The sequence below is a fragment of the Lentzea sp. NPDC058436 genome, assembly GCF_042721515.1.
GTDB lineage: Bacteria > Actinomycetota > Actinomycetes > Mycobacteriales > Pseudonocardiaceae > Lentzea.
The window spans coordinates 16,195-42,507 of the sequence record NZ_JBHXLF010000011.1 but is presented as its reverse complement, the minus strand read 5'-3'; the positions used below and the strand labels follow the sequence as shown (position 1 = coordinate 42,507).

Below are 26,313 nucleotides of genomic sequence, written 5' to 3'. Positions count from 1 at the left end.
GGAGAACCTGAGCCTTCGGTGCGGCGGCGTCACCGAAGATGGTGCGCACAAGACCCACAGAGGGGAACAGACAGGTGAGCGCGTCCGATGGAGTCGCGGCGAGAGCCGTCGACGTGTGGAAGTCCTATGGGTCCGGCGACGCCGCCGTGACCGCGCTCGCGGGGGTGAGCGTCGACCTGGAGAAGTCCAGGTTCACCGCGATCATGGGCCCGTCCGGTTCGGGCAAGTCGACGTTGATGCACTGCCTCGCGGGGCTGGACGACGTCACGAGCGGTGAGGTGTGGGTCGGTGACACGAAGGTCACCGGGTTGAAGGACCGCGGGCTCACGGAGCTGCGGCGCGACAAGGTCGGCTTCATCTTCCAGCAGTTCAACCTGCTGCCGACGCTGACCGCGGAGGAGAACATCACGCTGCCGCTCGCGATCGGCGGCAAGAAGATCGACAGGGCGTGGTTCGACGTCGTCGTCGACACGGTGGGTCTGAGGGACAGGCTGACCCACCGGCCGACGCAGCTCTCGGGTGGCCAGCAGCAGCGCGTGGCGTGTGCGCGTGCGCTCGTCTCGCGCCCCGACGTGGTCTTCGCGGACGAGCCGACGGGCAACCTGGACTCGCAGTCCGGCGCCGAGGTCCTCGGGTTCCTGCAGCGCTCCGCCCGCGAGTTCGGGCAGACGATCGTGATGGTCACGCACGACGCCAACGCCGCGTCGTACGCCGACCGCGTCGTCTTCCTCAAGGACGGCCACATCGTCCGCGAGCTGCTGTCGCCGTCGGCCGACGAGGTTCTCGACACGATGAAGCACCTCGACTCAGTTGTCGCGGTGCCGCATGTTTAAGGCGACTCTCAAGAGCTTGCTGTCCCGCAAGCTCCGGCTGGTGCTGTCCGCGCTCGCGGTGGTGCTGGGCGTGATGTTCGTGTCCGGTTCGTTCGTCCTGACCGACACGCTCCAGCGGTCGTTCACCGACCTGTTCTCGTCTGCCTTCGCCAACGTGGACGTGTCGGTGTCGCCGAAGGCGGAGAAGGGCAAGCAGCCGGAACCGCTGACGCCGCAGGCGATCGCGGACGTGAAGTCGGTGCCGGGCGTGGCGTCGGCCGTCGGTGACGTGCAGGGCTCCGCGCGGCCGATCGGCAAGAACGGCAAGGTCATCACCACGTCGGGCTCGCCGCGGTTCGGCTTCAACTGGACCGGCACCGGCCAGGAGAAGATCCGCGACGGCAAGGCGCCCGCCGCGGACAACGAGGTGGCGGTCGGCGGTTTCCTCGCCACCACAGGCGGTTTCAAGGTCGGCGACGACATCGCGTTGCTGACGCTGGAGCCCAAGAAGACCTTCAAGATCACCGGCATCTACGAGTACGCGGGCGGACGCGACTCGCTGGGCGGTGAGATCTCGGTGGCGTTCACCGAGCCGGTCGCGCAGCAGTTGTTGCTGGGCAAGAAGGACGTGTTCTCGGGGGTCACCGTCACGGCGGCGCAGGGCACGACCGACGACGCGTTGCGCGACGCCGTCGCGGCCAAGCTCGGCTCGGCCTACGACGTCAAGACCGGCGCGACGCTCGCGAAGGAGCAGGCCGACCAGATCAACGAGGGCCTGAAGTTCTTCAACTACGTGCTGCTCGGGTTCGCCGGCATCGCTTTGTTCGTCGGCATCTTCATCATCCTCAACACGTTCTCCATCATCGTCGCCCAGCGCACGCGGGAACTGGCGCTGCTGCGGTCGATGGGCGCCTCGCGCGGCCAGGTCATCGGGTCCGTGGTGCTGGAGGCGCTGGTGATCGGCCTGATCGCGTCGATCGTCGGCCTGGGGGCCGGCGTCGGCGTGGGGGCGTTGCTGGCCACCATCTTCAGCTCGCTGGGCGGCAGCAGCCTGCAGCTCGCGGGCATCGGCGTGCCGATGTCGGCGATCATCTCGTCGTTCGCGGTGGGCATGATCGTCACCGTGGTCGCGGCGGTCATGCCGGCGCTGCGGGCGTCGCGGATCGCGCCGGTGGCGGCGATGCGGGAGGCGGCGACGCCGGACCGGCCGCTCACCAAGATCACGATCACGGGCGCGCTGGTGGCCGCCGCGGGTGGCACGTCGCTGGCGTTCGGCTTCAACCAGGCCTCGCTGCCGTTGATCTTCGGCGGCATCCTGGTGGCGTTCGTCGGCGTCGCGCTGCTGACCCCGATCCTGTCGAAGCCGATGGTGTCGCTGATCGGCCGCCTGCTGTCGTGGTCGATGCCGGGCCTGCTGGGACGCCGCAACTCCGCGCGCAACCCGCGCCGCACCGCGATCACCGCAGCGGCCCTGATGGTCGGCATCTCGCTGATCACCGGCGTGAGCGTGGTGCTGACGTCGGCGACCAAGTCGATCGAGAAGCTGGCCACCGGTCAGCTGCAGACCGACCTGATCATCTCCGGCGAGGGCCAGATGGAGGGCCAGCCGGCGACGTTCGGGCGGGACGTGCTGACGAAGGTCGAGAAGACCGACGGCGTGAAGTCGGCGGTCGGCTGGTCGCAGGACGGCGTGTTGCAGGGCGAGAACGAGATGTTCGCGGTCGGCGTCACCGACATGCCGGCGATGGCGACCATGTTCGCCCTCAAGCCGAAGTCCGGCACCATCGCGCCGCTGAAGGACGACCAGGTCGCGCTGCCGGAGGAGATGGCGGCCGAGAAGGGCTGGTCGGTCGGCAGCGCGGTCCCGCTGCAACTGGCCAAGGGTGAGGCGCCGCAGACGTTCACGGTCGCGTTCATCTGGACCAAGTCGCAGGTGTTGCAGGGTGCGCTGGTGCTGCCGGAGTCGGCGGGGAAGAACTTCCGCTCCGACCAGATCGTCCAGGCCTTCGTCCAGGTGGCACCGGGCACGAACGCGGTGGACGTGCAGAAGCGCGTCGAGCCGTTGTTCGCGGACAACCCGGAGATCACCGTGCAGGACCGCAGCGCGTTCGTGAAGCAGACGACGGCGCAGTTCGACACGGTGCTGCTGATGATCCAGATCCTGCTGGCGCTGGCGATCCTGATCGCGGTGCTGGGCGTCATCAACACCCTGGCGCTGTCGGTGATCGAGCGGACCCGCGAGCTGGGCCTGTTGCGCGCCATCGGCATGCGGCGGGCGCAGGTGATGCGGATGATCACCGTCGAGTCGGTGGTGATCTCGGTGTTCGGCGCGGTGCTCGGCCTCGCGGTCGGTCTCGCGCTGGGCGTCGCGACCGTGCAGGCGCTCAAGGACCAGGGCATCTCGGAGCTCGGGTTCCCGTGGGCCACGATGGTCCAGTACCTGGTGGTGGCGGCGTTCGTCGGCGTGGTCGCGGCGATCCTGCCGGCGATCAGGGCCGCGCGCCTGAACGTGCTGGACGCGATCGCCTACGAGTAGAACGCGGTGAAGGGGCTGTGCCAGGCCGTCGTCGTGCTGGCACAGCCCCTTTTCTCACGCGTGGGGGCAGGTGTCGCGGTAAGCGGAGATCAGCGTGTTCGGCGCGGGCGCCGGGCACAGGAACTGGTCGTAGCGCACGTCGTCGTCCACGAACCGCTTGAGCCACGACAGCGTGTACTTCCGCACCGTCACGTTGTCGCTGCGGGGCGCCGAGTGGTCACCGCCCCGCAGTTCGAGGAACGCCTTGTCCGGCGCGGCCGTGATCGAGTTGTAGAACGGCGTCGAGTGCTGCGAGTTCGGCGCGGTGGGGTCGTTCTGGCCGCCGAGCACCAGGGTCGGCACCTGGACCGTCGACCAGCTCTTGGTGGTGTGCCACCCGGCCATCGGGATCGAGGCCTGCAGCGCGGGACGGGTCGCGGAGGCCCGCAACGCTCCCCCGCCGCCCATCGAGTGCCCCATCACGGCGAGACGGGACGCGTCGACACGCGGGTTGGTGCGCACCACGTAGTCGAGGGCAGCGAGCAGCTGACGGCCGCGGCTGTCCGGGTCGTCCAGGGTCGACAGGGTGTTGATGGTGACCACCACGAACCCGTAGGACGCCAGCCGCGGGCCGAAGTGCGCGACGGACGTCTGGGTGGCGGTGAAGCCGGGTGAGATGGCGATCGCGCCGAACGTGAGGTCGCTCGTCGGCGTGTAGACGGTGCCGCCGCCGAAGTTCGACTGGCGGGCGACGGCCGCGGACGTCACGGCGAACGTGCCGCGGGAGGCCTCGACGGACGTGGCCGTGGGTGCGGGGCCGCGTTCGTAGGGGTTGGCCGCCGCGGTGGCGACGGCGGGGGCGGTGGCTGGGATCAGCGCCAGGACCAGCGCCGCAAGCAGGGTTTTGGTGCGCACGACGAAGACACCTCGATTGGTTGCAGGGGAACCAAAAGCGACGGCGAGGCTCACGCTACCGCCCGGTAGTCCGGCGTGGATTCGGCCACTCGGATGGTTAACGGGACGTTTCGGCGAACCGCGTTCGACGGTCACGTGCACGGCGTTCGAACGAACGGAGTCGATTCGAGTCGAACCGCGGCGGTTACCGAGCGCAGCGGACCGGGACGTTGTCGTCCTGTCCAGTCACCGTAGAAGCGGTATGCGGCGAATCAGATGGAGCACGAGGGTGATCTATGCCCACCCGCAGACAGTTCCTCGTCCTGAGCTCCACAGCGGCACTCACCGGTCTGCTGTCCGAGACGCCCGCCTTCGCGGCCGACACCGCGCAGCCGTACGCGTCCTACTGGCACCCGGCCACGATCCTGAACTGGGACCCGTCGACCGACCGGGACGCGAAGTACAACCGCAGCACCGTTCCGCTCGCGAAGCGGGTCGTCCCGGCCAGACCGGCCAACGCGCACGCGCACCCGAACGAGGCCAGGGTGCAGGCGCTGGTCGCCTACGCGCCGACGAGCAACAACCCCGCGCAGGGCGCGCTCGACATGAACTACTACGCCACGAACTACTGGCAGTACATCGACGAACTGGTGTTCTGGGGCGGGTCCGCGTCCGAGGGCCTGATCCTCGCGCCCAACCCGACGGTCACGGACGCGGCGCACCGCAACGGTGTCAGGGTGATCGGCAACGTGTTCCTCCCGCCGACCGCGTACGGCGGCCAGATCCAGTGGGTGCGCGACTTCGTGAAGCGCGAGGGCGACCGGTTCCCCGTGGCGGACAAGATGATCCAGGTCGCGCGCCACTACGGGTTCGACGGCTGGTTCCTCAACCAGGAGACCGCCGGCGGCAACACCCAGCTCGCCACCGACATGCGCGACTTCATCGTGTACATGAAGAAGTCCGGGCTGCGGGTCATCTGGTACGACGCGATGACCGACACCGGCAGCGTCAGCTGGCAGAACGCCCTGACCGCGCGCAACAGGACGTTCTTCGAGCAGTCCGACGAGATGTTCCTGAACTTCTGGTGGAGCACGCAGGGTCTCGCGAACTCCGCCGCGCTCGCGCAGCAGATGGGCCGCAGCCCGTACGACCTGGCGTCCGGCGTGGACGTCGAGTCGAACGGCTACAACACGAGCGTCACCTGGGCGAGCGTCTTCCCCGAGAACAGGCCGCACGTGACGTCGCTCGGCTTCTACCGTCCGGAGTGGACGTTCAAGTCCTCGACGAGCCCCGCCGACTTCTACAGCCGCGACAACAGGTTCTGGGTCGGCCAGAACGGCGACCCGTCGAACACCACCACGACGGCGAGCTGGAAGGGCGTCGCCCACTACGTCACCGAGCTGACGCCGATCACGAGCCTGCCGTTCGTCACGAACTTCAACACCGGCCACGGCAGGAAGTTCGCGGTGAACGGCACGGTCCGCTCGACGCAGGCGTGGAACAACCTGTCGTTGCAGGACGTGCTGCCGACGTGGCGGTGGAGCGTCACCGGTACCGGCACGAAGGTCACGCCGTCGCTCGACTGGGACGACCCGTACGACGGCGGCACCGCGCTGAAGATCACCGGCACGCCGCAGTCCGCCAACGACGTCCGGTTGTTCGCGACGTCGCTGAAGCTCACCGGCGCCAGCCAGTTCGAGATCGTCCACCGCACCGGCACCGGTCCGTCGCGGTTGCAGGCCGTGCTGAAGATCGGCACGACCGAACAGGTGCTCGACCTCGGCGGGGTCAGCGGGGCGTGGCGGCGCAGCGTCTTCCCGCTCGGCGAGCACTCCGGCGCGACGCTCACGGAGATCTCGCTGCGGGTGCTGCCAGGGGCCGCGGTCACCGCGCTGATCGGCCGGATCGGCGTGACGAACCCGGTCCTGACGCCACCCGCGGCGCCGTCGAACGTCCAGACCGAGCAGGTGAGCCGCACCAACGCCACGACGGTGTCGGCGCGACTCACCTGGACCCGTGCCTCTGGTGCGAGGCAGTACCGCGTCTACAAGTGGACAGGTTCCGAACGGATCTTCCTGGGCGGCACGACGAACGACGCGTACTTCGTGCCCGCGATCCCGCTCAGCAGCGGCGAGACCGCGCAGATCGAGGTGGAGGCGGTCAGCGAGGCGTTCGACGTCTCGCCTCCCGCAACGATCTCGATCACTGGTACACCCTGACGTAGTCCAGCACCATGTCCTGCGGCAGCTGCGTCCCGGCCCCCGGCGGGCCGGGCCAGTCGCCGCCCACCGCGTTGTTGATGATCAGGAAGAACGGGTGGTCGTAGACCCACGGCCCCCGCGTCGTCTCCAGCACCTCCCGGTCGACGGTGAAGAACCTGTTGCCGTCCACGGAGAACGTCATGTGGCTGGAGTCCCACTCGACCGCGAACGTCCGGAACGCGCTGGAAGCCGGTTGGCCGAGCTCCAACGGCGATCCGTAACCACCCGCGCCGAAGTACGCGGGTGCGTGCAGCGTCGAGTACACGCGGTTCGGCTCCTTGCCGACGTGTTCCATGATGTCGATCTCGCCGGTGTAGGGCCACGGCCTGCCCTGGTCGAAGAAGTCCGCGCCCAGCATCCAGAACGCCGGCCACAGCCCCTGCGTCGACGACACCTTGATCCGCGCTTCGACGCGGCCGTAGGTGAACTTGAACTTGCCGTAGGTGTTGAGCCGCGCGGACGTGTACTGGCAGGTCCCGCTGCCGCTCACCGGGTCCACCGGGCACGCGCTGCCCGGCGTGACCTCGCGCCGTGCCTGCAACACCAGGTTGCCGTTGCCGTCGTGCCGGGCGTTGTTGTTGTTCGTGTAGTACTGCAGCTCGTTGTTCACGCCCGGCCCGGTTTCCGGCGTCCACTTGGAGGCGTCCGGCCCGGTGCCCGCGGGCGCGTTGAACTCGTCGGCCCACACCAGCCGGCCGGGGAACGACGGGTTCGGCGGCAACGGCGGCGGCGTGATCGGCGCGCCGCCCGTGCCGTAGACCTGGAACTCCCACAGCGAGTAGCCGTAGCCGTTCGACCTGGCCGTGCCGTACATCCGCACGTACCGGCCGGTGCCGCTGACCATCAGCGTCTCCTTGAAGCCACGACCGGTGGTGGTCGAGTAGATCTGCCGCCAGTTCGCGTTGTCGTCGGACACCTCCAGGCGGTACGCGGTCGCGAACGCCGGGTCCCACTGCAGCACGACCTTCGAGATCTGGGCGGTGGCACCGAGGTCGACGGAGATCCAGCCGGGGTCGACCCAGCCGTTCACCGGGCTCGTCGCCCAGCGCGAGGCGGGATCGCGGTCGAACGCCCTGGCCGGCGAGCACTGCCAGCAGTTCCCGTCGTCCTGGAACGTCGAGGCGGCACCGGTCTTGCCGTACGAGAGCAGGGTCTCCGCGGCGCTCCCGCGCGTGCCGAACACCTGGAACTCCCACAGCGAGTAGCCGTACTGCGTCGCTCGCGCGGTCAGGTCCAGCCGCACGTACCGGCCGGTGCCGCTGACCGGGAGCGTCTCGGTGCCGCCCGGTCCCGTCGTGGTCCGGCGCAGTTCCTGCCAGCTGGTGCCGTCGGCGGAGATGCTGAGCGTGTAGGCCCGCGCGCTCGCGGCCTCCCAGGCGAGCACCACCTGGTCGACCCTCGCGGACGAGCCGAGGTCGATCTGGATCCACTGCGGATCGCTGAACGCGCTGGACCAGCGGGTGCCGAGATCACCGTCGACGGCGGAGGCCGCGCCGAAGGCGATGTTCTCGCTGCTGGAGACGGTGACCGGGCGGTTCTGGGAGATCAGCGGGCCAGCGGCCGCGGCCTGCACTGGAACGATCAGGGCCGCGGCGACCAGTGCCGCGGCGAGTAGAGGGAGTCTTCCGCGTTGAAGCCTTCCTGACATGGGTGCTCCTGGGGCCGGAGAACGTGAGGTGAGGGCGAGAGAGCGCTCTCTTGCGACAGGAGTTCAAGGCCGAGCGTCGGGGCACCGATAGCGCCGTGTCAAGAAAACCGGGACTTCTGAACGTTTCTTGCGGATTGACGGCCGATTACGGGCTGCGCCATGCTCGTTGTGCGTGAGAGCGCTCTCCCAATCCTGCTGCGGAGAGGAAAGCTTCAATGAGGAAGCGTCTGTTCCACATAGCCGCCGTCATCGGACTGATAGCCACCGCGCTCAGCATTCCCGTTGCGGCACAAGGAGAACCCGTTCGCGTGGCCGAGTTCCTCGCGGAGTGCCCCATCAGTCACCGGTTGCCGGACGACCCGATCGTCCTGCCGAACCTCGCCGGTGCCTCGCACATGCACGACTTCTTCGGCAACCACTCGACGAACGCCCGGTCCACCCAGCAGTCGCTGGAGGGGCAGACCGGGAACTGCAACCCGGTCGCGGACATCTCGTCGTACTGGGTGCCGACGCTCTACCGGGACAACACGGCGATCGCACCGACCGGCGTGACCTTCTACTACCTCGGTGAAGGCGTGAACAACCCCGCGGCGATCCAGCCGACGCCGTACGGGTTGAAGATCGTCGCGGGCAACGCGAAAGCCACGGGTGATGCCGACAGCATCGCGCGCTGGTCCTGCCTGCACGCCGGGCACGTCAACCCGTCCAAGAACTTCGTGACCTGCCCGGCGGGCACGATGCTGGAGACGTACCTGGACTTCCCGCAGTGCTGGGACGGCCGCAACCTCGACTCGGCCGACCACAAGTCCCACATGTCCTACCCGGTCGCGGGCGGCTGCCCGTCGAGCCACCCCGTCTCGGTGCCGAAGCTCCGCATGGTGCTGCGGTATCCGGTGAACGGCAGCACCGCTGGACTGCGACTCGCTTCCGGCACAGGACAGACGATGCACGGCGACTTCTTCAACGTGTGGCCGCGGGCCGAGATGGAACGCCGCGTCCGCAACTGCATCAACGTGGTGATCAAGTGCGACCACAACGGCAACCACGGATGACAGTGCTCCTGCTGGCAGGCCTTCTCGCGGCCTGCCAGCAGGCTCCACCCCCGCCACCGGCGCCGGTCGCGCAGAACGGTTACGGCGCAACGGAACGCGCGTTCGTCGAGCTCGCCATCGCGACCGACGAGCAGGCCCTGAAACTCCTCGACCTCACCGACCGGCCGGAGCTGAAGGAGAACCGGACGATCGAGCTGACCGAACTGAGGAAGCTCCTCGACGCGCCGTACGTGAACAACCACGCCGGGCACGACATGCCGGGCATGCCGACCGACGCCGAGATCCAGCTCGCCTCGACCAGCCAGGACGCCCTGAGGCAGTTCGTGCACACCCACCTCACCGAGTCGCTGGAGGTCGTGCGCTCGGCGGGTTCGGCCATCACCCACCCGCCGACCGCCGAGGTCGTGAAACTCATGGAGAGCCACCGCACCGCGGAACTGGCGGCCGGGTGAAGCGCGTGACGCTGGAGGAGGTGGCGCGGATGGCCGGGGTGTCGCGCGCGACCGCGTCGAGAGTCGTCAACGGCGCCTCCAGCGTCGACGAGTCACTGCGCCACGCCGTCCAGAAAGCCATCTCCACCACGGGGTACCTGCCGAACATCGCCGCGCGGTCGCTCGTCACGCGCCGGGCGGCCGCGATCGGGTTGCTGCTGCCCGACGAACACCGCATGACCGGCGACCCGCACCTCGCGAGCGTCGTCAGCGGCGTCACGAGGGTGGTCCGGCCGCTCGGCATCCACCTGGTGCTGATGATGACCGGCCCCGGCACCCGCGCGCAGGCGCTGAGCGACCTGCGGTGCGGGCGGCTCGACGGCGTGATCCTCGTGCACACCGACCCGGCGGACCCGATGCCCGGCCAGCTGATCGCGGCCGGACTGCCGGTGGTGCTCGCCGGCCGTCCGCTCAGGCCGATGCCGATCACGTACGTCGACGTGAACCAGACAGCGGGTGCCGCACTGGCAGGACGCCGGCTGAAGTCGTTGCACTGCAAGCGGATCGCGACGATCACCGGCCCGCAGGACACGCCTGCCGGGCAGGACCGGCTCGCCGGGTTCCTCGCCGAGGTGCCGGATGCCGTGGTGGTGCACGGGGACTTCACCCGGCAGTCCGGGATCACCGCGATGGAGAAGCTGCTCCGCTGCTGCCCGGACGTGGACGGCGTGTTCATCGCGTCGGACCTGATGGCGAACGGCGCTATCCCCGTCCTGCACCGCGGCGGCCGCAAGGTCCCGGAGGACGTGGCCGTCGTCGGGTTCGACGACAGCAGCGCCGCGCTGACGTCCGAACCCGAGCTCACGACCGTGCGTCAGCCGATCACCGACATGGCCGCGGAGATGGCGCGGCAGCTGCTGCGCCAGATCGCCGAGCCGCGCTCCCCCGCCACCTCGGTGGTCTTCGAACCCTCGCTGGTGGTGCGGGACAGCGGCTGATCACGTGCGCTGGCGCACCGGCATGTCCCGCGCGATCGCCCACGTCCCGGCCAGTGCGATCACGAACGACGCCACCAGCGCCGCGTACCAGCCGGAGCCGAGGAGGTCCGGCAGCTCGTCGACGTACGGCAGGTTGCCCGATCCCGGGAACCGCACGCGCGTCGCGACCACCAGCGCCAGCCCGACCGGGAGGACGAAGACGCCGCCGGGGCCGAACCTGTCGAACGCCGCCGCGCAGAGCATGCCGACCGCGAACCACACCAGGTACATCAGGAAGTACGCGAGCTGGGTGCCGTGCGCGTCCCCGCGCCAGTCCATGAGCGAGTAGATCCCGCCCTCCACGAGGAACCCGACCCACTCCAGCAGCGTCATCGCGACCGCGAGCACGACGGAGAACCCGGACGCCGCAAGGAAGAACTCACGCCGGGTGCGTCCGTGCGCGACGGCGATCGGCAGCATGTTGTGGATCACGTAGACCCCGATCCACAACAGGAACCAGGGACCCACCTGGGAGGCGACGATGTTCCACGCGCTGATCTCGACGTGCCGGAAGATCGAGACGACGAACGTCAGCGCCAGCACGAACGCGAACGTGCCGCCCGCGACCATCGCGCAGAACGAGGTGAGCGTGACGACCATGTGCCGGAAGATCTTCACCGCTTCCCCCCGACCGGTTCGGTGAGGTGGACGAACAGGTCCTGCAACGCGATCGGCCCGAGCTCCAGGCCGAGCTGACGCGCCCGGACCAGCTGCTCGTCGTCCAGCGCCCCGTAGACCATCGCGGCCTTGGTGCGTCCCAGCGACTTCTCGCCGAGCACGGTCATCCCGGCCGTGAACTCGTCGACGTCGGAGGCGTTCCCGGTGACCTCGGTGCCGCGCGAGCGCAGCACGTCGGCCTCCTCCCGCAGCACCAGCCGGCCGGCGTCGATGATCACGACCTCCTCCAGCAGCGAGGACAGCTCCTCGATGAGGTGCGTGGAGATGATGATCGTGCGCGGGTGCGCCATGAAGTCGTTGAGCAGCGTGTCGTAGAACGCGTACCGCGTCGGCGTGTCCATGCCGAGGTGCGACTCGTCGAGCATCGTCAGCGGCGAGCGGCTGGCGAGCCCGATCACGACGCCGAGCGCCGAGCGCTGCCCCAGCGACAGTTCGCCGACCTTGGTCTTCAGCCCGATCTTGAACAGATCCGCGAGCCGCAACGCGTAGTCGTTGTCCCACGTGTCGCGCCAGGCCGCGCCGTACTCCAGCACGTACGAGACCTTGTCGCCCTTGTCCGCGGCGTCGGCGGAGTGCCGGACCAGGCACACCTGGCGCATCGCGGCGGCGTTCTCGAAGACCGGCACGCCGTCGAGCTGAACGGATCCTGAAGGCTTGCGGTAACCCGCCAGCGCCGACATCAGGCTGGTCTTGCCCGAGCCGTTGCGACCGAGCAGGCCGTAGATCTTGTTGCCGGACAACGTGAAGCTCATGTCGTCGATGGCGGTCACGTCGCCGTAGCGGACCGTTAAGCCCTGCACCTCTACTCGCATCACACGCCCCCGTTGTTCTCGTGCTGCTCGATCCGGCGGATGACCTCGGCAAGCGGGATGCCGATCGCCCGCGCCTCCGCGACCATCGGGTCCACGACCTCGCCGAAGAAGGTCTCCCGCCCCTGTGCCCGCAGCATGTCGCGAGCCTGCGTGCTCACGAACATCCCGATCCCCCTCTTCTTGTAGAGCACCTGCTCGTCCACGAGCTGCTGGAACGCCTTCGCGGCGGTCGCCGGGTTGATCCGGTAGTAGGCGGCGTACTGGTTGGTCGACATGACCTGCTCGTCCGCCTTCAACGCCCCGCTGAGCACGTCCGCCTTGATCCGGTCGGCGATCTGCCGGTAGATCGGGCTCCGGTCGTCGAACATGGCTTACTTCCTCGGTTCGTTACTCATGTAATGAACCATAGCAGTGACGGGGTAGGATCGGCCACGTGGTCGGGGTCGCGATTCTGTGCGCGGTGCTCGCGGCGGGGTGCAGCGCACTCGGCGCGATGTGGCAGCACGCCGGTGTGCGGGAGACGACCGACCTGAAGCTCACGTCGGCGCTGCAACTCGTGCGGTCACGCCGGTGGGTCAACGGGTTCCTGGTGCTGTTCGCGTGCGCCGTCCTGCAGGTCGTCGCGCTGTCGCTGGCCCCGGTCTCGGTGGTCGCGCCGCTGAACGCCCTGGCCATCCCGATCATCGCGGTGGTCCGCGCCCGCCGGCTGAGCGGAATGCTCGCGGTCGCGGTGATGGTGGCGACGGTCGGCATCGTGGTGTTCGTGACCATCACGGCGGGCGAGGCGGTACCCACCCAGGTGACGCCGAAGGTCGCGTTGCAGGCGGGCCAGCTCGTGGTCGCGGGCGTGCTGGTGTGCGTGGTCGCGGCGACGTTCACCGCCGGGGCCATCAGGGCGCTGGCGCTCTCCGTGGGCGCCGGGATCTCGTACGGGCTGGTCGCCGTGCTGGTCAGGGACGTCACGACGTCCCTTCCGACGGTCGAATGGGTGTCGCTCGGCGGGCTGGTCGTCGCGTTCCTCACCGGCGCCTGGTTCATCCAGCTCGGCTACGCCTCCGGGCCACCAGACCTCGTCGTGGCCGGTCAGACCGTCGTGAACCCGATCGTGGCGGCGTGGATCGGCATCAAGCTGCTCGGCGAGGGCACCGGCATGAGCGCGGTGTCGCAGGCGGGGCTGGTGGTGAGCGCGCTGGCCGCGGTCACGGGCACCGTCGTGCTGGCCTACTACCACCGTGTCAAGGTCGAGGCATGAACTTCGTCGTCACGGGTGGCAGTGGAGCACTGGGCCGTCATGTCGTCGCCGCCCTGCCGGGAGCGCGGCCGGTCTCGCGGTCGAGCGGCACCGATCTCGTGCGAGGCACAGGGCTGGGCGCGTTGCGCGCCGACGTGGTGGTGCACTGCGCGACGTCGTTCCGGCACGAGGTGAGGATGGCTCGGGCGGTGCTGGACTCGCGGCCCTCGCACCTCGTGTACATCTCGATCGTGGGGTGCAACGAGGTGCCGCTCCCCTACTACCGGCAGAAGCTGGCCGCCGAGCGGTTGATCATCGATTCCGGTGTCCCGTACACGATCCTGCGGGCGACGCAGTTCCACTCGTTGCTGTGCAAGATGTTCGAGAGCGCGTCGAAGCTGCCGTGGATGCCCGTGCCGGGGTTCCGCTTCCAGCCGGTCGACGAGGCCGAGGTCGGTCTGGAACTGGCGGCGCTGGCTCAGGCACCGCCCGCGGGCAAGGCGCCGGAGATGGGGGGTCCGGAGATCCGTGAGGCCGCCGACTTCGCACGGATGTACCTGGCAGCGAAGGGGAAGCACCGCAGGCTCGTGGAGCTGAAGGTGCCGGGAGCGACGTATCGCGCCTACCGCGCGGGCGGGAACCTGACTCCCGACCGCGCGGTAGGACAACGAACTTTCTCGGCCTATCTCAACGGATAGAGGCCGGACGGAGGTCCGTCCAGTTCTCCTCGACGTAGGCCAGGCACGCCTCGCGGCTCTCCTCGCCGAACACCCTGGTCCACCCGGCGGGCACGTCCGCGAACGTCGGCCACAGCGAGTGCTGCTCTTCTTCGTTGACCAGCACGAAGAAACGGCCCTGCGGGTCCTCGAACGGGTTGGTCATGACGGTCCTTCCTGGTGGAACTACTTGACTGCCTGGAGCTTCGGTTCTGCCTGCTGCTGCGCGACCCGCCGGAGGACGGAGTCGAGGATCTCGCCGACGCGCACGGCCGTGTTGGACAGCAACGACGACGTGATGCCGTGCGTGTGTTCGGTGCCGCCCTGAAGATAGATGCCGCCGCGCACGGTGTCGTCCGTGACGAGGCGGTAGTCGCGCGTCACCCTCAACCGGCCGCGCTCGTCGCGTTCGCAGTGGCGGCCGAGGTCGCCGAGCAACCTGGCGGGGTTCGCCGGCCGGTAGCCCGTGGCGTAGACGATCACGTCGGCGTCGATCGGCAGCTGGCCGCCGTCCGCGAGCGACTCGACCACGCACTTGCCGTCGGCGGTGACGTCGGTGAGCCGGGAGGTGTTGTGCAGCAACAACCTCTGCCTGCCGACGACCTTCTCCCGGTACACCCGGCGGTACAGCTCCTCGATCAGGTCGCCGTCGACCACGCCGTAGTTCGTGTTGGCGTGGTAGCCCATGAGCCTGGTCTTGACGTCCTCCGGCGCGGAGTAGAAGTCGTCCACCGCGGCGGGGTCGAAGATCCGGTTCGCGAACGAGCTGTCGTCGGCGGGGCTGTAGCCGTACCGCGCGAAGACGCCGTGCACCTCGGCCTCGGGGAACCGGTCGTGGAAGAACGCCACGGCCTCGGCCGCGCTCTGCCCGGCGCCGACCACGACGACCTGGCGCGGGTCGTCGAGCGTGTCGACGCGCGTGAGCAGGTCCTTGTTGTGCCAGATCCGCTCGCCCGCCTCGATGCCGTCCGGCAGGTTGGCCTCAAGACCGGTCGCCAGCACCAGGTTGCGCGTCCTGACCTGCTGGTTGCCCGCGGTGAACTCGAACCCGTCACCGGTGGCGCGGACCTGCGAGACCTCGGCGTCGTAGGACACGTGGTGCTCGACCCGTTCCGCGGCCCACTCGAAGTAGTCGTGGAACTCCTTGCGCAGCGGGAAGAGGTTCTTGTGGTTGACGAAGTCGATCAACCGCCCGCGGTCGCGCAGGTAGCAGAGGAAGCTGAACCCGCTGGTGGGGTTGCGCAGGGTGACAAGATCCTTGAGGAACGAGACCTGCATGGTCGCGTCCTCGAGCAGCATCCCCCGGTGCCAGCCGAACCGCTGCTGTCGTTCGAAGAAGCGGGCTCTGACAGGAAGTTCGTGTTCCTCCACGGCGATCGCGAGAGCGAGGTTGGACGGCCCGAAGCCAATTCCGGCCAGGTCTAACACCGGTTCCATCGCGATCCTCTCATGGCACTCCACGGTGGCGTAAAGTAACCCTAACTTAACTAAGGTATGCCTTAGCTAGTACATTCGGACGTGATCCACGTCGCTGGAGCGCGGTTCGAGTCCGTGTCGAGGACGATTCGGGCATTACTCCCCAGCAAAGTGCTCGCCGTCAGCCCGAACATGTCGTGGAACACATCGCTGAAGTGGCTGGGTGAGGCGAAACCGGCCTCCGCGGACGCCCTGGTGAGGTCCGCGCCCGCGGCCACCGCGGCGGCGACGCGCAACATGCGCGCCCACAACCGGTAGCGGCGGAAACTCGTGCCCGCGTGCGCCGAGAAGAGGTGCAGGAACCGTGACGTGGAAAGACTGAGCTCGGCGGCGACCTGAGGCGCGCTCAGATCGGGATGCCGTCGCAGGACGTCCAACGCGGTGCGGACGCGGTCGTCGCCGAGGTCCGGTTCCAGGTACAGGAACAGCATCCGGCCGTCCGAGACCACCTGGTGGCGCGTCCTCGGTGGGATGAGCGCGCTGCGGACCTCCCGCTCGTCGTCACCGACGCGGAGCAGGAACGGCGCGTCGACGCCGAGCGCGAAGCAGTGCACGGAGCCGGAGTGCGGGTCGAGGCGCAGCGACGGGCCCAGGTAGGCAGCCTGGCCGGGCCAGATCCAGATCGTGGGCCGCTCCCGCGGGCAGCACGTTTCCGGAAGCGCGGCATCGGTCACGCGCTCGATGATTCCACGTGTGCGGACAAGACGAACGAGGCTGGGCCAGGGGTTGCTGGTGCTGGCGGGCCTGATCAACGTGGTGCCCGGCGCCGGCGCGGTGGCACCGGAGTCGATGCCGGCGGCCTACGGAGTGGAGATCGAGGGCGTGGACCTGGAGGTGCTCCTGCGGCATCGGGCGGTGCTGCTCGCGCTGGTCGGCGTGCTCGCGATCGTGTCCGCGTTCCGCCCGGCCCTGCGCCCGGCCGCGATCACCGGCAACGCGGTCAGCATGGGCACGTTCCTGCTGCTCGTGCTGACCACACCGGCGGTGAACCAGCAGGTCGTGAGGGTGGCGCAGGTGGACGCCGCTGCTCTGGTCGTCCTGGCCGCCGGTGCGGTGCTGACGTGGAACCGGCCCGGTCGTCGTGAGGGCGCGGAGAATCCACGACGACCGGGCCGGAGTTCAGGAGCTACGAGCGGGTGATCAGGTCCCGGAACCACCGCGCGCTCTGCTTCGGGGTGCGCCGCTGGGTCTCGTAGTCGACGTGGACGATGCCGAACCGCTTGCCGTACCCGTAACCCCACTCGAAGTTGTCCATCAACGACCAGGCCAGGTACCCGCGCACGTCCGCCCCGGCCCGCACGGCGGCGGCCACGGCGGCGATGTGCGACCTCAGGTACTCGACGCGGTCGGCGTCGGCGACGTGGCCGTCCTCGACGTCCAGGTCGTCGAACGCCGCGCCGTTCTCGGTGATCACCATCGGAACGCCGTAGTGCTCGTGCAGCCGCACCAGCAGCTGTGTGAAGCCCTCCGGCACGATCTCCCAGTCCATCGCGGTGACCGGGCGGCCCTGCGGCACCACCTCGGACACGGCCGGGTCGTCGGTCGCCCTGTGCACGTGCGAGGTGTAGTAGTTCACGCCGAACACGTCCAGCGGCGTCGAGATGATCTCCAGGTCGCCGTCGCGCACCGGGATCTCGGCGCCGCGCGCGGCGATGTCGGCCAGCACGTCCTCCGGATAACGCCCGTGCACCAACGGATCCATGTAGATCCGGGTGCCGAGGCCGTCGGCGCGACGGGCCGCGTCCACGTCACGCGGGTCGTCCGAGGCGGCCGAGTGCGTGCCCATGTTCAGCGTGATGCCCAACGAAGTCACGCCGCGGGAACGAAGCTCCTGCGCCGCCAGGCCGTGACCCAGCAACAGGTGGTGAGTGGCGCGCATCGCCTCGGCGAAGTTCGTGCGGCCCGGCGCGTGCCTGCCGGTGTCGTAACCGAGCATGGCCGAGCACCACGGTTCGTTCAGCGTCGTCCAGGTCGGCACGCGGTCGCCCAGCGCGTCGTGCACCAGGCCCGCGAACTCGGCGAAGCGGTGGGCGGTGTCGCGGTGCGGCCAGCCGCCCGCGTCCTCCAGCTCCTGCGGCAGGTCCCAGTGGTACAGCGTGAGCCACGGGTCCACGCCCTTGTCCAGCAGCTCGTCGACGAGCCGGGAGTAGAAGTCGACGCCCTTGGCGTTCACCGGGCCGCGGCCGCCGGGCTGGATGCGCGGCCACGACACGGAGAAGCGGTACTTGTCGACGCCCAGACCCGCGATCATCTCCACGTCGGCCGGCATGCGGTGGTAGTGGTCGCAGGCCACGTCGCCGGTCTCGCCGTTCACGACGGCGCCGGGACGACGGGAGAACGTGTCCCAGATGGACAGTGTCCTGCCGTCCTCGTCCCACGCGCCCTCGATCTGGTACGCGGAAGTGGCCACGCCCCAGAAGAAGTCGCCGGGCAGACCCTCGGTGATGTCAGACATGCACGCCCTCCAGCCAGCACGCGACGCGCCGGGTGTCCTCGGCGGACTCCAGCGCCGGCATCCGTTCGCCGCACACGTCCATCGCGGACGGGCACCGCGGGTGGAACGGGCAGCCGGCCGGCATCGAGCGCAGGTCCGGCGGTGAGCCCGGAATGCCCTTCAGCTCACGGCGAGGGCCGCGCAGCGCCGGGAACGACGACAGCAGGCCCTGACTGTACGGGTGCTTGGCGGCCCGGTAGATCTCGGCGGCCGGCGCCTCCTCGACCACGCGCCCGCCGTACATGATCGCGATGCGGTCGGAGAACTCCACCAGCAGCGAGATGTCGTGCGTGATGAAGATGATCGAGAAGCCGAGCGTCTCGCGCAGCCGCATCATCTGGCCGAGGATCTGCCGCTGCACCACCACGTCGAGCGCGGTCGTCGGTTCGTCCATGATGACGATCTCCGGTTCCAGCGCGAGTGCCATCGCGATCATCACGCGCTGCCGCATGCCACCGGAGAGCTGGTGCGGGTACGCCCCCAGCCGGTCGGTCGGGATGCCCACCAGTCCCAGCAGTTCCTTGGCCCGCGCGGTGCGTTCCGGCCGCTTCATCTCCGGCCGGTGGGTGCGCAGGACGTCGTCGAGCTGCGTGGCGACCGAGATGACGGGGTTCAGGGCGTTCATCGCGCCCTGGAACACGATCGAGATCTCGCTCCAGCGCAGGACCTGCAGCTCCTTGTCGCTGAGCGACAGCAGGTCCTTGCCCTTGAAGAACACCTCGCCCGACGGCGTGTGCCCCGGCGGTTGCAGCAGGCGGGTCGCGGCGTAGGCCAGCGTGGACTTGCCGCTGCCGCTCTCCCCCGCGAGGCCGAGCACCTCGCCCTTGTTCAGCGTCAGCGAGACGTTGTGCACGGCACGGAGGGTGCCGTAGTCCACCGAGAGATCGCGGATCTCCAGCACCGGGCTCATGCGCGCACCTTCCGCAGCCGGGGATTCGCGTACTCGTCGATCCCGAAGTTGATCAGCGCCAGCGCCGTGCCCAGCAACGCGATGCACAGGCCGGCGGGGACGAACCACCACCACGCGCCCAGGCCGAGCGCCTGGTTGCTCTGCGCCCAGAACAGGATCGTGCCCCAGTTCCAGGTCGACAGCGAGATGACGCCGACGAACGACAGCGTGATCTGCAGCATGACCGCGAAGATCACCGTGCCGACGAAGCCGGACGCGATCACCGCCATCAGGTTCGGCAGCACCTCGAACACGATGATGCGCCAGGTCGACTCACCGGACGCCCGCGCGGCCTCCACGAAGTCCCTGCGGCGCAACGACATCGTCTGGGCGCGCAGCACCCGCGCGCCCCAGGCCCACGCCGTCAGCGAGATCACCGCGGCGATCAGCACGGTGTCCGCCGAGGGCAGCATCGAGGCCACGATGATGATCAGCGGCAGCGCCGGGATCACCAGGAAGACGTTGGCCAGCATCGACAACGCCTCGTCGGCCGCACCGCCGAGGAACCCGGAGGTCACGCCGACCAGGATCGACAGCAGGGTCGCGAGCACACCGCACACCAGCCCGACGACCATCACTCCCCTGGTGCCCACGAGCACCTGGGAGAAGATGTCCTGACCGGTCATGGTCGTGCCGAACCAGTGCGACCCCGACGGCGGCGACAGCAGGTCGTCGCTCATCGCGGACGGGTCGTACGGCGCGACCCACGAGCCGATCACGGCGATCAGCGTGAAGAAGCCCAGGATGCCCAGGCCCAGCTTGGTCTTGAAGTTCATCCGTCAGCCCTCCCGCCGCGTGCGCGGGTCCAGCAGCAGGTAGCCGATGTCCGCGAGCAGGTTCGCCACCAGCACCGCCAGTGTGATCACCAGGAACACGCCCTGCATCAACGGGTAGTCCTTCGCGCCGATGCCCTGGAACAGCACGTAACCCAGGCCCGGGTAGGAGAACACCATCTCGACCAGCAGGGCGCCGCCGACGATGAACCCGAGCGACAGCGCGAAACCGGAGATCGACGGCAGCACGGCGTTGCGCGCGGCGTAGGCGAACATGATCCGCTTCTGCGTGAGTCCCTTGGCCCGCGCGACGAGCACGTAGTCCTCGGCCGTCACGGTCACCATCATGTTGCGCATGCCGAGGATCCAGCCGGCCACCGAGCTCACGACGATCGTGACGCCGGGCAGCACCGCGTGTTCCAGAACACTGCCGATGAACTCGCCGGAGAACTCCGGCACGAGCCCCGGCGCGTAACCGCCGGACGCCGGGAACAGCGGCCACGTCACGGAGAACAGCGAGATCGCGATCAGGCCGAGCCAGAAGTACGGGATCGACGACAGGAACGTCGTGACCGGAATGAGGTTGTCCATCCACGACCCGCGCTTCCAGCCCGCGTACACGCCCAGCAGGGTGCCGAGGATGAACGCGATCACGGTGGTCACGCCGACCAGGCCGAGCGTCCACGGCATCGACTGCGCGAGCACGTCCGCCACCGGGGTCGGGAAGAACGTGAACGACAGCCCCAGGTCGCCCTGGAAGAGCGAGCCCCAGTAGTCGACGTACTGCTGCCAGATCGACTTGTTGTCGTCGAGTCCGAAGAGGATGTACAGAGACGCCATCGCGTCGCTGTTCAGCCGGCCGCCGAGCTTGGTGATCATCGCCTGCACCGGGTCACCGGGAAGCATGCGCGGCAGCAGGAAGTTCGCCGTGATCGCCGCCCACAGGGTCACCAAGTAGAACAGCGCGCGGCGCAAGAGGAACGTCATGCCGCCGCCTCCACGTACAACCAGCACGCCGCCCAGTGCCCGTAGGAGTCGACCTCGGTGCGCGGGGGTGCCTCGGTCCAGCACCGGGTCTGCACCTTGGGACAGCGCGGCGCGAACGGGCAGCCGGTAGAGACCTGCGTGGACTCCACGGCCGGCGCGTCCAGCGCGACGACGGACCGTTCGGGGTCGGGCGCGGACTCGATCAGCAGCTGCGTGTACGGGTGGGCCGGCCGTTGCGTCACGGTCTCGCTGTCGCCGCCCTCGACGATCTGCCCGCCGTACATCACGAACGTCTCGTCCGCGAAGTAGCGCGCCGACGCGATGTCGTGCGTGATGTAGAGGACCGCGAGCTTCAGCCGTTCCTTCAGGTCCAGCAACAGGTTCAGCACGCCGAGCCGGATGGAGACGTCCAACATGGACACCGGTTCGTCTGCGAGCAGCACCTCGGGGTGCGCGGCGAGCGCGCGGGCGATCGCGACGCGTTGCCGCTGCCCGCCCGAGAGCTCGTGCGGGTACCGCGAGGCGAAGTCTGCGGGCAGGTTCACCCGCTGCAACAGCTCCTCCACCGTCTCCGGCCGCTTGTGGATCTTCAGCGGCCGGGTCAGGTGGTAGCGGATCGTGTGGATCGGGTTGAGCGATGCGAAGGGGTCCTGGAACACCATCTGGACCTTGCGCCGGTACTCCCGGACCCTTCGCACCTTCTCGCCGTCCAGCAGGATCTCGCCGGAGGTGGGTTCCACGAGCCGCGCGAGCAGCTTCGCCACCGTCGACTTGCCTGATCCGGATTCGCCGACGAGGGCGGTCACGCGCCCGCGGCGCAGGACGATGGAGACGTCCTGCACCGCACGCACGCGCTTGTAGGTCTTGACCAGACCTTTCGCTTCAAGCGCGACTTCGTTCATTTAGGATCCCGCAGGCTTCAGCTTCATGACGATCTGGAGGGCGTTGGGCAGGGTCGCCTGCGGCGGACCGTACGGGTCCTCCTCGGACGGCCAGCCGACCCAGCTCTTCGTGCTGTACTCCGCGCCGATCGGACCCGCGGAGGTCGGGATCATCGGCACCTGCTCGACCATGATCTTCTGCAGCACCGCGAGGGCCTTGGCCCGCGCAGCGTCGTCGGGCGCGTTCGCGTACTCGGCCAGCGCCGTCGTCGCCTCGGGGCTGTTGTAGCGGCCGAAGTTGACCGCCGCGGTCTGCCCGATCGGCTTGATCTCCGCGCCGTCCATGATGTTCTGGTACATCTCGTACGGCGTGGCACCGGTGTTGGTCCAGCGCAGCGAGCCCTGGAACGAGCCGTTGGCGAAGTCGGTCGTCCACGCGTCCGCGGTCTGCGTGCGCACGGTCGCCTCGATGCCGATCTTCTTCAGGTCGCCCTTGATGATGTCGAGCACCGTCAGGTAGTCCGACCAGCCGGACGGGTTCGTGAGCTCGATCGTGACGGGCTTGCCGTCCGGGGCCTGGAGCACGTCGCCCGCGTACTTGAAGCCGGCGGACGTGAGCTTGCTCTTCGCGCCCTCGACGTCGATCTTGAACTTCGCGTCCTTGTACTCCGGCGCGAGGAACGAGTCACCGGCGGGCAACGGCATGCCGGTCTTCGACTCGAGCTTCGGGAAGAGCCTCGCCTCACCCTTGACGAAGATCGCCTCGCGGTCGATCACGTCGCTCATCGCCGACCGCAGCGCGGGGTTGTCGAACGGCGCGACCGTCGTGTTCAGCCACAGGCCGTGAATGCCGAGACCGGCGGGGAACCAGAGCTTGTGGTTCGCCGGGTCCTTGTCCACGTAAAGCTTTTGGTAGTCCGGGATGAAGACGTAGGACCACTGGCTCGCACCCGACGCCAACGCCGTCGTCTGCGCCGTGTTGTCGTTGTACGACGTGTACTGGATCTCCGGAACCTTCGGCAGTTCCTGCCAGTACTCGGCACGCCGCGCGATCGTGACGGTCTGCGAGGTGAACGACTTCAGCTCGTACGGACCGGTGCCGACGGGCTTCGGGTTCGTGTAGGTCGTCGGGTCGTCGACGGTGCTCCACACGTGCTGCGGGATCACCATCGCGCTGATGACCTTGTTGCGCGTCACGAACTGCGGGCTCGCGAACGCGACCTCGACCTTGCCGTCCGGCGTCGCCGTGGCGGTCTCGACCTTGAGCGAGTCGCGGTTGTTGAGCGCCGGCCACTTCTTCAGGATCTCGAACGAGAAGGCGACGTCAGCGGCCGTGAGCGGCTTGCCGTCGGACCACTTCACGTTCTCCCGGATCGTGAAGGTGACCTTCTTGTAGTCGGGCGTCCAGTCCCACTTCGTCGCGAGCCACGGCACCGGGTCCTGGGCAGGGCGCGTGTTGTTCACGAACGCCAGCGGCTCGTAGATCTGGTAGCGGTAGCCCAGCGAACCCGCCGCCGACGTGGGCAGGAAGGGGTTGTGGTTCTCGGTCAGCGGCCCGTTGGGCATGCCCACGGTCAACACGCCGGAGGCCTTGGTGGCGCCACCGGAGGAGCAACCCGTCGCCGCGAGCGCCAGTGCCAACGCGACGATGATTGTTCTGCGCATGGGGGAATCTCCCGATACGGAGCATGAGAGCGCTCTCTCATGCGTACGGCGAACTCGCCAGGCCGCGTCCGGTGGCCTGGCGTGTCCGTTCAGTTGTGGTGGAGCGGGGTTCGGGTCAGGGCGCGGATTCGCGCACGATCAACGAGGTCGGCAGCACCAGCGGGTGGTCGGGCATCGGCTGTCCCTCGAGCGTGGAGAGCAGCATCCGCGCGGCGGCGGCACCCATCTCCTGCAGCGGCTGGCGGATCGTCGTCAGCCGGGGTTCGGTGTGTCCCGCGACCGGGACGTCGTCGAAACCGACCACGGACACGTCGCCGGGGACGGTCCTGCCGGATTCTCGCAGTGCCCGCAGCACACCGACCGCCGAGAGGTCGTTCTGCGCGAACACGGCGTCGAACGGGATTCCACTCGCCACGAGCTTGTCCACGGCGACTTCACCACCTTCCGTGGTGAAGTCGCCGTCGACGACGAGGTCCGGGTGCAGCGTCAGGCCCGCTTCCGCCAAAGCGAGCCGGAACCCGTCCAGCCTCGCCTGAGTGCACCCGAAGTGCGGTGGTCCGGTGACGACGGCGAACCTGCGGCGGCCTGCCGCGACGAGATGCCGTGCGACATCCGCGCCTCCCTGCCGGTTCGTCGTCGTCACCGAAGGGAACTCCGGGTGCGAACCGCGGTCGTCGATCATGACGACCGGCAGCCCCGCCCGGTAGAGCGTGGAGATGTAGTGCAGCGCGTCCGGCGGCTCGACGACCAGCAGACCGTCGAAAGCGTTGGCGGACACGTGGTTCGCGAACTGGTTCAACGACTCGGGCCCGCGGTTCAGCGTGTAGAGCAGCAACCCGTACCCGTCGGCCTCAAGGGTGTCGACGATGCCCTGCAGGACCTCGCCCATCCACGGCCACGTGAGCGAGGGCGCCAGCATCGCGACGGTCCGGGTACGCCCACGGGCCAGCCCGACGGCACGGGCACTGGGCACGTACCCGATCTCGTCGATGACCTTGCGAACGCGCTGCGCCGTGGAGGCGTCCACGTCCGGCTTGCCGTTCAGCACGCGTGACACGGTCGCTTTGGACACCTGGGCGCGTTGGGCGACCTCTGCGATCGTGACACGCATGCCGAACTTCCTTCCGCCGCCTCCTGAAACCGGTTCCGTAACCGGTTCCGACGAGGTGTGACGGAGTCAACAGCCTCCCCTCAGCATTAGTCAAGACTCTTGCCGGAAGTTCGTGAGAGCGTTTCCACAACCCAGATCATCACCGCAGGTAGGACACCGTCGAGTGACTCGAAATGAGATCCCTTGATCGATTCGTCCTTCCGTGTTCAGCTGCTCTGTTCGGAGTACCCGTTGCGTCTCAACTGATCGGGCAGAATCTGGGCATGGGGGTTGTGACAGCGGTCAGCCGCAACGAGGAGTACACGTTCACCAAGCCCACCCGCACGAGCATCACGTTGCTCGCGGGCCTGGGCGTGGAAGGTGACGTCCACCAGGGCGTCACGGTCAAACACCGGTCACGGGTCGCACAGGACCCGACCCAGCCGAACCTGCGCCAGGTCCACCTGATGCACGCCGAACTGTTCGACGAGCTCAGCACCAAGGGCTACTCCGTGGCGCCGGGCGAGATCGGCGAGAACGTCACCACACGGGGCCTCGACCTGCTCGGCCTTCCCACGGGCACCCTGCTGCACCTGGGGCCTGAGGCCGTGGTGGAGGTGACGGGCCTGCGCAACCCGTGCCTGCAGATCGACCACTTCTCGAAAGGGCTCCTGAAGGAAGTGGTGGGCAAGGGTCCGGACGGGGAGCTGATCCGGCGCGCGGGGATCATGTCGATCGTCCTCGTGGGCGGGGTGGTCAGCCCAGGGGACGAGATCCGCGTCGAGTTGCCGGCGGAGCCGCACCGGCCGCTGGAGAAGGTCTAGGCACCGCGCGAGCGAGGCGGGCGTCGCCAGCAGGAACCGGCGCCCGCCCGACGCGTGATGCCAACCAAGCGCACGCGCCCGAGCAAGGCGACCACGCACGCAGCCCGACGCGCGGTGCCAACCGGACAGCCGACCGCGCATGCAGCCTGGCGCAGCGAGCCGTCCGAACGTGGATGCGATGGTCAGCGGTGCACACCCGCACTGGCGATTGGGGCTTGACCTTGAGGGGCGGGGTGCTGCCCCTAGTCCCCGAAGTGCTCGTCCAAGATCACCGAGATGGTCCGAGGCGCCTCCACCACGGCCAGATGCGCCGCATCCCCCACCACGTACAACTCCGAATCCACCAACTCATCAGCGATCCGCCGAACCAACTCAGTGGGCGTCGCATGATCCTGCGCAGCAGCGATCACCACGGTGGGCACGTCGATCTTCGCCAAATCCCCCCGAAGATCCATGTCCCGAACCGCCTCCAGACAGGCGACGTAGGAAGACAGATCAACCCCCAGCAACCCGTCCCGAAACCGATCAACGACCGAAGCAGAACACCCAGGCGTGAACCACCGCGCCACCACGGAATCCACGACAGCCGGCATCCCCCCAGCGGCGAGCAACGCCAGACGGGACTCCAACCGCCCCTTGTCCGGCACCCACGCGGTGGTGCACACCAACGCCAGCCGCGAGATCCGGTCGGTGTGCGCGGCGAGCCACATCCCGACCATCCCGCCGAGCGACACGCCGCAGTAGTACACCTGGCGCAATCCCAAGTGGTCCAACACTTCCACGACGTCGGCGGCGAGGTCCTCGATCGTGCAGGGCCCCGGGACCGGCGCGCTCCCGCCGTGGCCGCGGTGGTCGAAGCGCAGCAGCCGGAACGGGAGCGCGAAGTCGTCCCACAGCGAAGTGGTCGTGCCGAGTGCGTTGCCGAGCATCAGCACCGGCGCGTCCTCCGGCCCGGTCAGCGTGTGCGCGAGCACGGCGTCACCTCCTCGCAGGGCCCCGACATCAGCGAGTCTGCCTGGGCTTTTCGCGGCTCGCACGACGAATCGCGCGGACACCTCCAGATCAGTCGACAACCACCGGCCTGGCC

General features: G+C 68.5%; 26 protein-coding genes. 10 read left to right on the top strand and 16 right to left on the bottom strand.

The features are described 5' to 3' along the window. Positions 1-38 precede the first annotated feature (38 nt). Together ACFWN2_RS30985 and ACFWN2_RS30980 are read left to right on the top strand one after the other, a co-directional pair. A complete protein-coding gene (locus ACFWN2_RS30985; protein WP_382433419.1) occupies positions 39-833 on the top strand; it encodes an ABC transporter ATP-binding protein in 795 nt (264 codons plus the stop codon). Then, positions 826-3,348, top strand: a complete 2,523-nt coding sequence (locus ACFWN2_RS30980) for an ABC transporter permease (RefSeq protein WP_382433417.1) — start codon at positions 826-828, stop codon at positions 3,346-3,348. Before ACFWN2_RS30985 ends, ACFWN2_RS30980 begins: the two co-directional genes overlap by 8 nt. A gap of 54 nt (positions 3,349-3,402) precedes the next feature. Here the strand turns inward: ACFWN2_RS30980 and ACFWN2_RS30975 are convergent, their stop codons facing one another. Then, positions 3,403-4,242 (bottom strand): dienelactone hydrolase family protein, encoded by an 840-nt coding sequence (locus ACFWN2_RS30975; RefSeq protein WP_382433415.1) that lies wholly within the window; start codon positions 4,240-4,242, stop codon positions 3,403-3,405. Positions 4,243-4,517: 275 nt separating this feature from the next. On the opposite strand from ACFWN2_RS30975, the gene ACFWN2_RS30970 reads away from it, so the two are divergent. Beyond that, a complete protein-coding gene (locus tag ACFWN2_RS30970) occupies positions 4,518-6,440 on the top strand; it encodes a hypothetical protein (RefSeq protein WP_382433413.1) in 1,923 nt (640 codons plus the stop codon). Here ACFWN2_RS30970 and ACFWN2_RS30965 read toward each other — a convergent pair. Next, positions 6,424-8,130 carry a discoidin domain-containing protein gene (locus tag ACFWN2_RS30965; RefSeq protein ID WP_382433411.1) on the bottom strand — a complete coding sequence of 569 codons (1,707 nt, stop codon included), beginning with the start codon at positions 8,128-8,130 and terminating at the stop codon, positions 6,424-6,426. The two genes, ACFWN2_RS30970 and ACFWN2_RS30965, sit on opposite strands and share 17 nt — an antisense overlap. A gap of 215 nt (positions 8,131-8,345) precedes the next feature. On the opposite strand from ACFWN2_RS30965, the gene ACFWN2_RS30960 reads away from it, so the two are divergent. Genes ACFWN2_RS30960 through ACFWN2_RS30950 form a run of 3 tightly spaced genes read left to right on the top strand, consistent with a single transcriptional unit; the run spans position 8,346 to position 10,611 of the window. After that, complete coding sequence (locus ACFWN2_RS30960; RefSeq protein ID WP_382433409.1) at positions 8,346-9,182, top strand: DUF1996 domain-containing protein; 837 nt, start codon at positions 8,346-8,348, stop codon at positions 9,180-9,182. After that, entirely contained in the window at positions 9,179-9,634 is a 456-nt protein-coding gene (locus ACFWN2_RS30955) for a hypothetical protein (RefSeq protein ID WP_382433407.1), read from the top strand. Before ACFWN2_RS30960 ends, ACFWN2_RS30955 begins: the two co-directional genes overlap by 4 nt. Before the next feature lie 5 nt (positions 9,635-9,639). After that, a complete protein-coding gene (locus ACFWN2_RS30950; protein WP_382433405.1) occupies positions 9,640-10,611 on the top strand; it encodes a LacI family DNA-binding transcriptional regulator in 972 nt (323 codons plus the stop codon). On the opposite strand, the gene ACFWN2_RS30945 is transcribed toward ACFWN2_RS30950, so the two are convergent. The 3 genes from ACFWN2_RS30945 to ACFWN2_RS30935 are packed head-to-tail and all read right to left on the bottom strand — an operon-like array spanning position 10,612 to position 12,508. Next, positions 10,612-11,268, bottom strand: a complete 657-nt coding sequence (locus ACFWN2_RS30945) for a hypothetical protein (protein WP_382433403.1) — start codon at positions 11,266-11,268, stop codon at positions 10,612-10,614. It abuts the gene before it with no gap. Continuing rightward, positions 11,265-12,140, bottom strand: a complete 876-nt coding sequence (locus ACFWN2_RS30940; protein WP_382433401.1) for an ATP-binding cassette domain-containing protein — start codon at positions 12,138-12,140, stop codon at positions 11,265-11,267. The genes ACFWN2_RS30945 and ACFWN2_RS30940 overlap by 4 nt, the downstream gene beginning before the upstream one ends. Next, positions 12,140-12,508, bottom strand: a complete 369-nt coding sequence (locus tag ACFWN2_RS30935; protein ID WP_382433399.1) for a GntR family transcriptional regulator — start codon at positions 12,506-12,508, stop codon at positions 12,140-12,142. The genes ACFWN2_RS30940 and ACFWN2_RS30935 overlap by 1 nt, the downstream gene beginning before the upstream one ends. 65 nt (positions 12,509-12,573) lie before the next feature. Between ACFWN2_RS30935 and ACFWN2_RS30930 the strand changes: the two genes are divergently transcribed. Continuing rightward, on the top strand, positions 12,574-13,392 hold the full coding sequence (locus ACFWN2_RS30930; protein ID WP_382433397.1) for a hypothetical protein: 819 nt from the start codon (positions 12,574-12,576) through the stop codon (positions 13,390-13,392). Beyond that, entirely contained in the window at positions 13,389-14,069 is a 681-nt protein-coding gene (locus tag ACFWN2_RS30925; protein ID WP_382433395.1) for an SDR family oxidoreductase, read from the top strand. The genes ACFWN2_RS30930 and ACFWN2_RS30925 overlap by 4 nt, the downstream gene beginning before the upstream one ends. On the opposite strand, the gene ACFWN2_RS30920 is transcribed toward ACFWN2_RS30925, so the two are convergent. The 3 genes from ACFWN2_RS30920 to ACFWN2_RS30910 all read right to left on the bottom strand — a co-directional run bounded on the left by ACFWN2_RS30920 (position 14,059) and on the right by ACFWN2_RS30910 (position 16,237). Beyond that, positions 14,059-14,253: an MbtH family protein gene (locus tag ACFWN2_RS30920; protein WP_382433393.1), complete on the bottom strand. Its 195-nt coding sequence runs from the start codon at positions 14,251-14,253 to the stop codon at positions 14,059-14,061. The two genes, ACFWN2_RS30925 and ACFWN2_RS30920, sit on opposite strands and share 11 nt — an antisense overlap. A 20-nt stretch (positions 14,254-14,273) precedes the next feature. Beyond that, the gene (locus tag ACFWN2_RS30915; protein ID WP_382433391.1) at positions 14,274-15,524 is read right to left on the bottom strand and encodes a lysine N(6)-hydroxylase/L-ornithine N(5)-oxygenase family protein; all 1,251 of its coding nucleotides are present in this window, start codon (positions 15,522-15,524) and stop codon (positions 14,274-14,276) included. Between the two features lie 62 nt (positions 15,525-15,586). Then, entirely contained in the window at positions 15,587-16,237 is a 651-nt protein-coding gene (locus ACFWN2_RS30910) for a helix-turn-helix domain-containing protein (RefSeq protein ID WP_382433389.1), read from the bottom strand. 19 nt (positions 16,238-16,256) lie between these two features. Here ACFWN2_RS30910 and ACFWN2_RS30905 point away from each other — a divergent pair, with 19 nt between their 5' ends. After that, on the top strand, positions 16,257-16,703 hold the full coding sequence (locus ACFWN2_RS30905; protein ID WP_382433387.1) for a hypothetical protein: 447 nt from the start codon (positions 16,257-16,259) through the stop codon (positions 16,701-16,703). Here ACFWN2_RS30905 and ACFWN2_RS30900 read toward each other — a convergent pair. From ACFWN2_RS30900 to ACFWN2_RS30870, 7 genes are all read right to left on the bottom strand, one after another. Then, positions 16,690-18,018 (bottom strand): GH1 family beta-glucosidase, encoded by a 1,329-nt coding sequence (locus tag ACFWN2_RS30900; protein WP_382433385.1) that lies wholly within the window; start codon positions 18,016-18,018, stop codon positions 16,690-16,692. The genes ACFWN2_RS30905 and ACFWN2_RS30900 overlap by 14 nt on opposite strands. Beyond that, entirely contained in the window at positions 18,011-18,967 is a 957-nt protein-coding gene (locus tag ACFWN2_RS30895; RefSeq protein ID WP_382433383.1) for an ABC transporter ATP-binding protein, read from the bottom strand. Before ACFWN2_RS30895 ends, ACFWN2_RS30900 begins: the two co-directional genes overlap by 8 nt. Continuing rightward, positions 18,964-19,782, bottom strand: a complete 819-nt coding sequence (locus ACFWN2_RS30890) for an ABC transporter permease (RefSeq protein WP_382433381.1) — start codon at positions 19,780-19,782, stop codon at positions 18,964-18,966. The genes ACFWN2_RS30895 and ACFWN2_RS30890 overlap by 4 nt, the downstream gene beginning before the upstream one ends. 3 nt (positions 19,783-19,785) lie before the next feature. After that, a complete protein-coding gene (locus ACFWN2_RS30885; protein WP_382433379.1) occupies positions 19,786-20,766 on the bottom strand; it encodes an ABC transporter permease in 981 nt (326 codons plus the stop codon). After that, complete coding sequence (locus ACFWN2_RS30880; protein ID WP_382433377.1) at positions 20,763-21,668, bottom strand: ABC transporter ATP-binding protein; 906 nt, start codon at positions 21,666-21,668, stop codon at positions 20,763-20,765. Before ACFWN2_RS30880 ends, ACFWN2_RS30885 begins: the two co-directional genes overlap by 4 nt. Next, the gene (locus tag ACFWN2_RS30875; RefSeq protein WP_382433375.1) at positions 21,669-23,312 is read right to left on the bottom strand and encodes an ABC transporter substrate-binding protein; all 1,644 of its coding nucleotides are present in this window, start codon (positions 23,310-23,312) and stop codon (positions 21,669-21,671) included. Between the two features lie 115 nt (positions 23,313-23,427). Further along, positions 23,428-24,423: a LacI family DNA-binding transcriptional regulator gene (locus tag ACFWN2_RS30870; RefSeq protein ID WP_089916669.1), complete on the bottom strand. Its 996-nt coding sequence runs from the start codon at positions 24,421-24,423 to the stop codon at positions 23,428-23,430. 263 nt (positions 24,424-24,686) lie between these two features. Here ACFWN2_RS30870 and ACFWN2_RS30865 point away from each other — a divergent pair, with 263 nt between their 5' ends. Beyond that, a complete protein-coding gene (locus ACFWN2_RS30865) occupies positions 24,687-25,226 on the top strand; it encodes an MOSC domain-containing protein (RefSeq protein ID WP_382433372.1) in 540 nt (179 codons plus the stop codon). A gap of 242 nt (positions 25,227-25,468) precedes the next feature. On the opposite strand, the gene ACFWN2_RS30860 is transcribed toward ACFWN2_RS30865, so the two are convergent. Further along, positions 25,469-26,200, bottom strand: a complete 732-nt coding sequence (locus ACFWN2_RS30860; protein ID WP_382433370.1) for an alpha/beta fold hydrolase — start codon at positions 26,198-26,200, stop codon at positions 25,469-25,471. Positions 26,201-26,313: the final 113 nt, after the last annotated feature.

What these genes read in the sequence shown, in the direction of transcription:
- ACFWN2_RS30985 (WP_382433419.1), top strand. Translation starts at nt 39, where the DNA reads ATGGTGCGCACAAGACCCACAGAGGGGAACAGACAGGTGAGCGCGTCC.
- ACFWN2_RS30980 (WP_382433417.1), top strand. Translation starts at nt 826, where the DNA reads ATGTTTAAGGCGACTCTCAAGAGCTTGCTGTCCCGCAAGCTCCGGCTG.
- ACFWN2_RS30970 (WP_382433413.1), top strand. Translation starts at nt 4,518, where the DNA reads ATGCCCACCCGCAGACAGTTCCTCGTCCTGAGCTCCACAGCGGCACTC.
- ACFWN2_RS30965 (WP_382433411.1), bottom strand. Translation starts at nt 8,130, where the DNA reads ATGTCAGGAAGGCTTCAACGCGGAAGACTCCCTCTACTCGCCGCGGCA.
- ACFWN2_RS30960 (WP_382433409.1), top strand. Translation starts at nt 8,346, where the DNA reads ATGAGGAAGCGTCTGTTCCACATAGCCGCCGTCATCGGACTGATAGCC.
- ACFWN2_RS30955 (WP_382433407.1), top strand. Translation starts at nt 9,179, where the DNA reads ATGACAGTGCTCCTGCTGGCAGGCCTTCTCGCGGCCTGCCAGCAGGCT.
- ACFWN2_RS30940 (WP_382433401.1), bottom strand. Translation starts at nt 12,140, where the DNA reads ATGCGAGTAGAGGTGCAGGGCTTAACGGTCCGCTACGGCGACGTGACC.
- ACFWN2_RS30935 (WP_382433399.1), bottom strand. Translation starts at nt 12,508, where the DNA reads ATGTTCGACGACCGGAGCCCGATCTACCGGCAGATCGCCGACCGGATC.
- ACFWN2_RS30925 (WP_382433395.1), top strand. Translation starts at nt 13,389, where the DNA reads ATGAACTTCGTCGTCACGGGTGGCAGTGGAGCACTGGGCCGTCATGTC.
- ACFWN2_RS30920 (WP_382433393.1), bottom strand. Translation starts at nt 14,253, where the DNA reads ATGACCAACCCGTTCGAGGACCCGCAGGGCCGTTTCTTCGTGCTGGTC.
- ACFWN2_RS30915 (WP_382433391.1), bottom strand. Translation starts at nt 15,524, where the DNA reads ATGGAACCGGTGTTAGACCTGGCCGGAATTGGCTTCGGGCCGTCCAAC.
- ACFWN2_RS30900 (WP_382433385.1), bottom strand. Translation starts at nt 18,018, where the DNA reads ATGTCTGACATCACCGAGGGTCTGCCCGGCGACTTCTTCTGGGGCGTG.
- ACFWN2_RS30895 (WP_382433383.1), bottom strand. Translation starts at nt 18,967, where the DNA reads ATGAGCCCGGTGCTGGAGATCCGCGATCTCTCGGTGGACTACGGCACC.
- ACFWN2_RS30890 (WP_382433381.1), bottom strand. Translation starts at nt 19,782, where the DNA reads ATGAACTTCAAGACCAAGCTGGGCCTGGGCATCCTGGGCTTCTTCACG.
- ACFWN2_RS30885 (WP_382433379.1), bottom strand. Translation starts at nt 20,766, where the DNA reads ATGACGTTCCTCTTGCGCCGCGCGCTGTTCTACTTGGTGACCCTGTGG.
- ACFWN2_RS30880 (WP_382433377.1), bottom strand. Translation starts at nt 21,668, where the DNA reads ATGAACGAAGTCGCGCTTGAAGCGAAAGGTCTGGTCAAGACCTACAAG.
- ACFWN2_RS30875 (WP_382433375.1), bottom strand. Translation starts at nt 23,312, where the DNA reads ATGCGCAGAACAATCATCGTCGCGTTGGCACTGGCGCTCGCGGCGACG.
- ACFWN2_RS30870 (WP_089916669.1), bottom strand. Translation starts at nt 24,423, where the DNA reads ATGCGTGTCACGATCGCAGAGGTCGCCCAACGCGCCCAGGTGTCCAAA.
- ACFWN2_RS30865 (WP_382433372.1), top strand. Translation starts at nt 24,687, where the DNA reads ATGGGGGTTGTGACAGCGGTCAGCCGCAACGAGGAGTACACGTTCACC.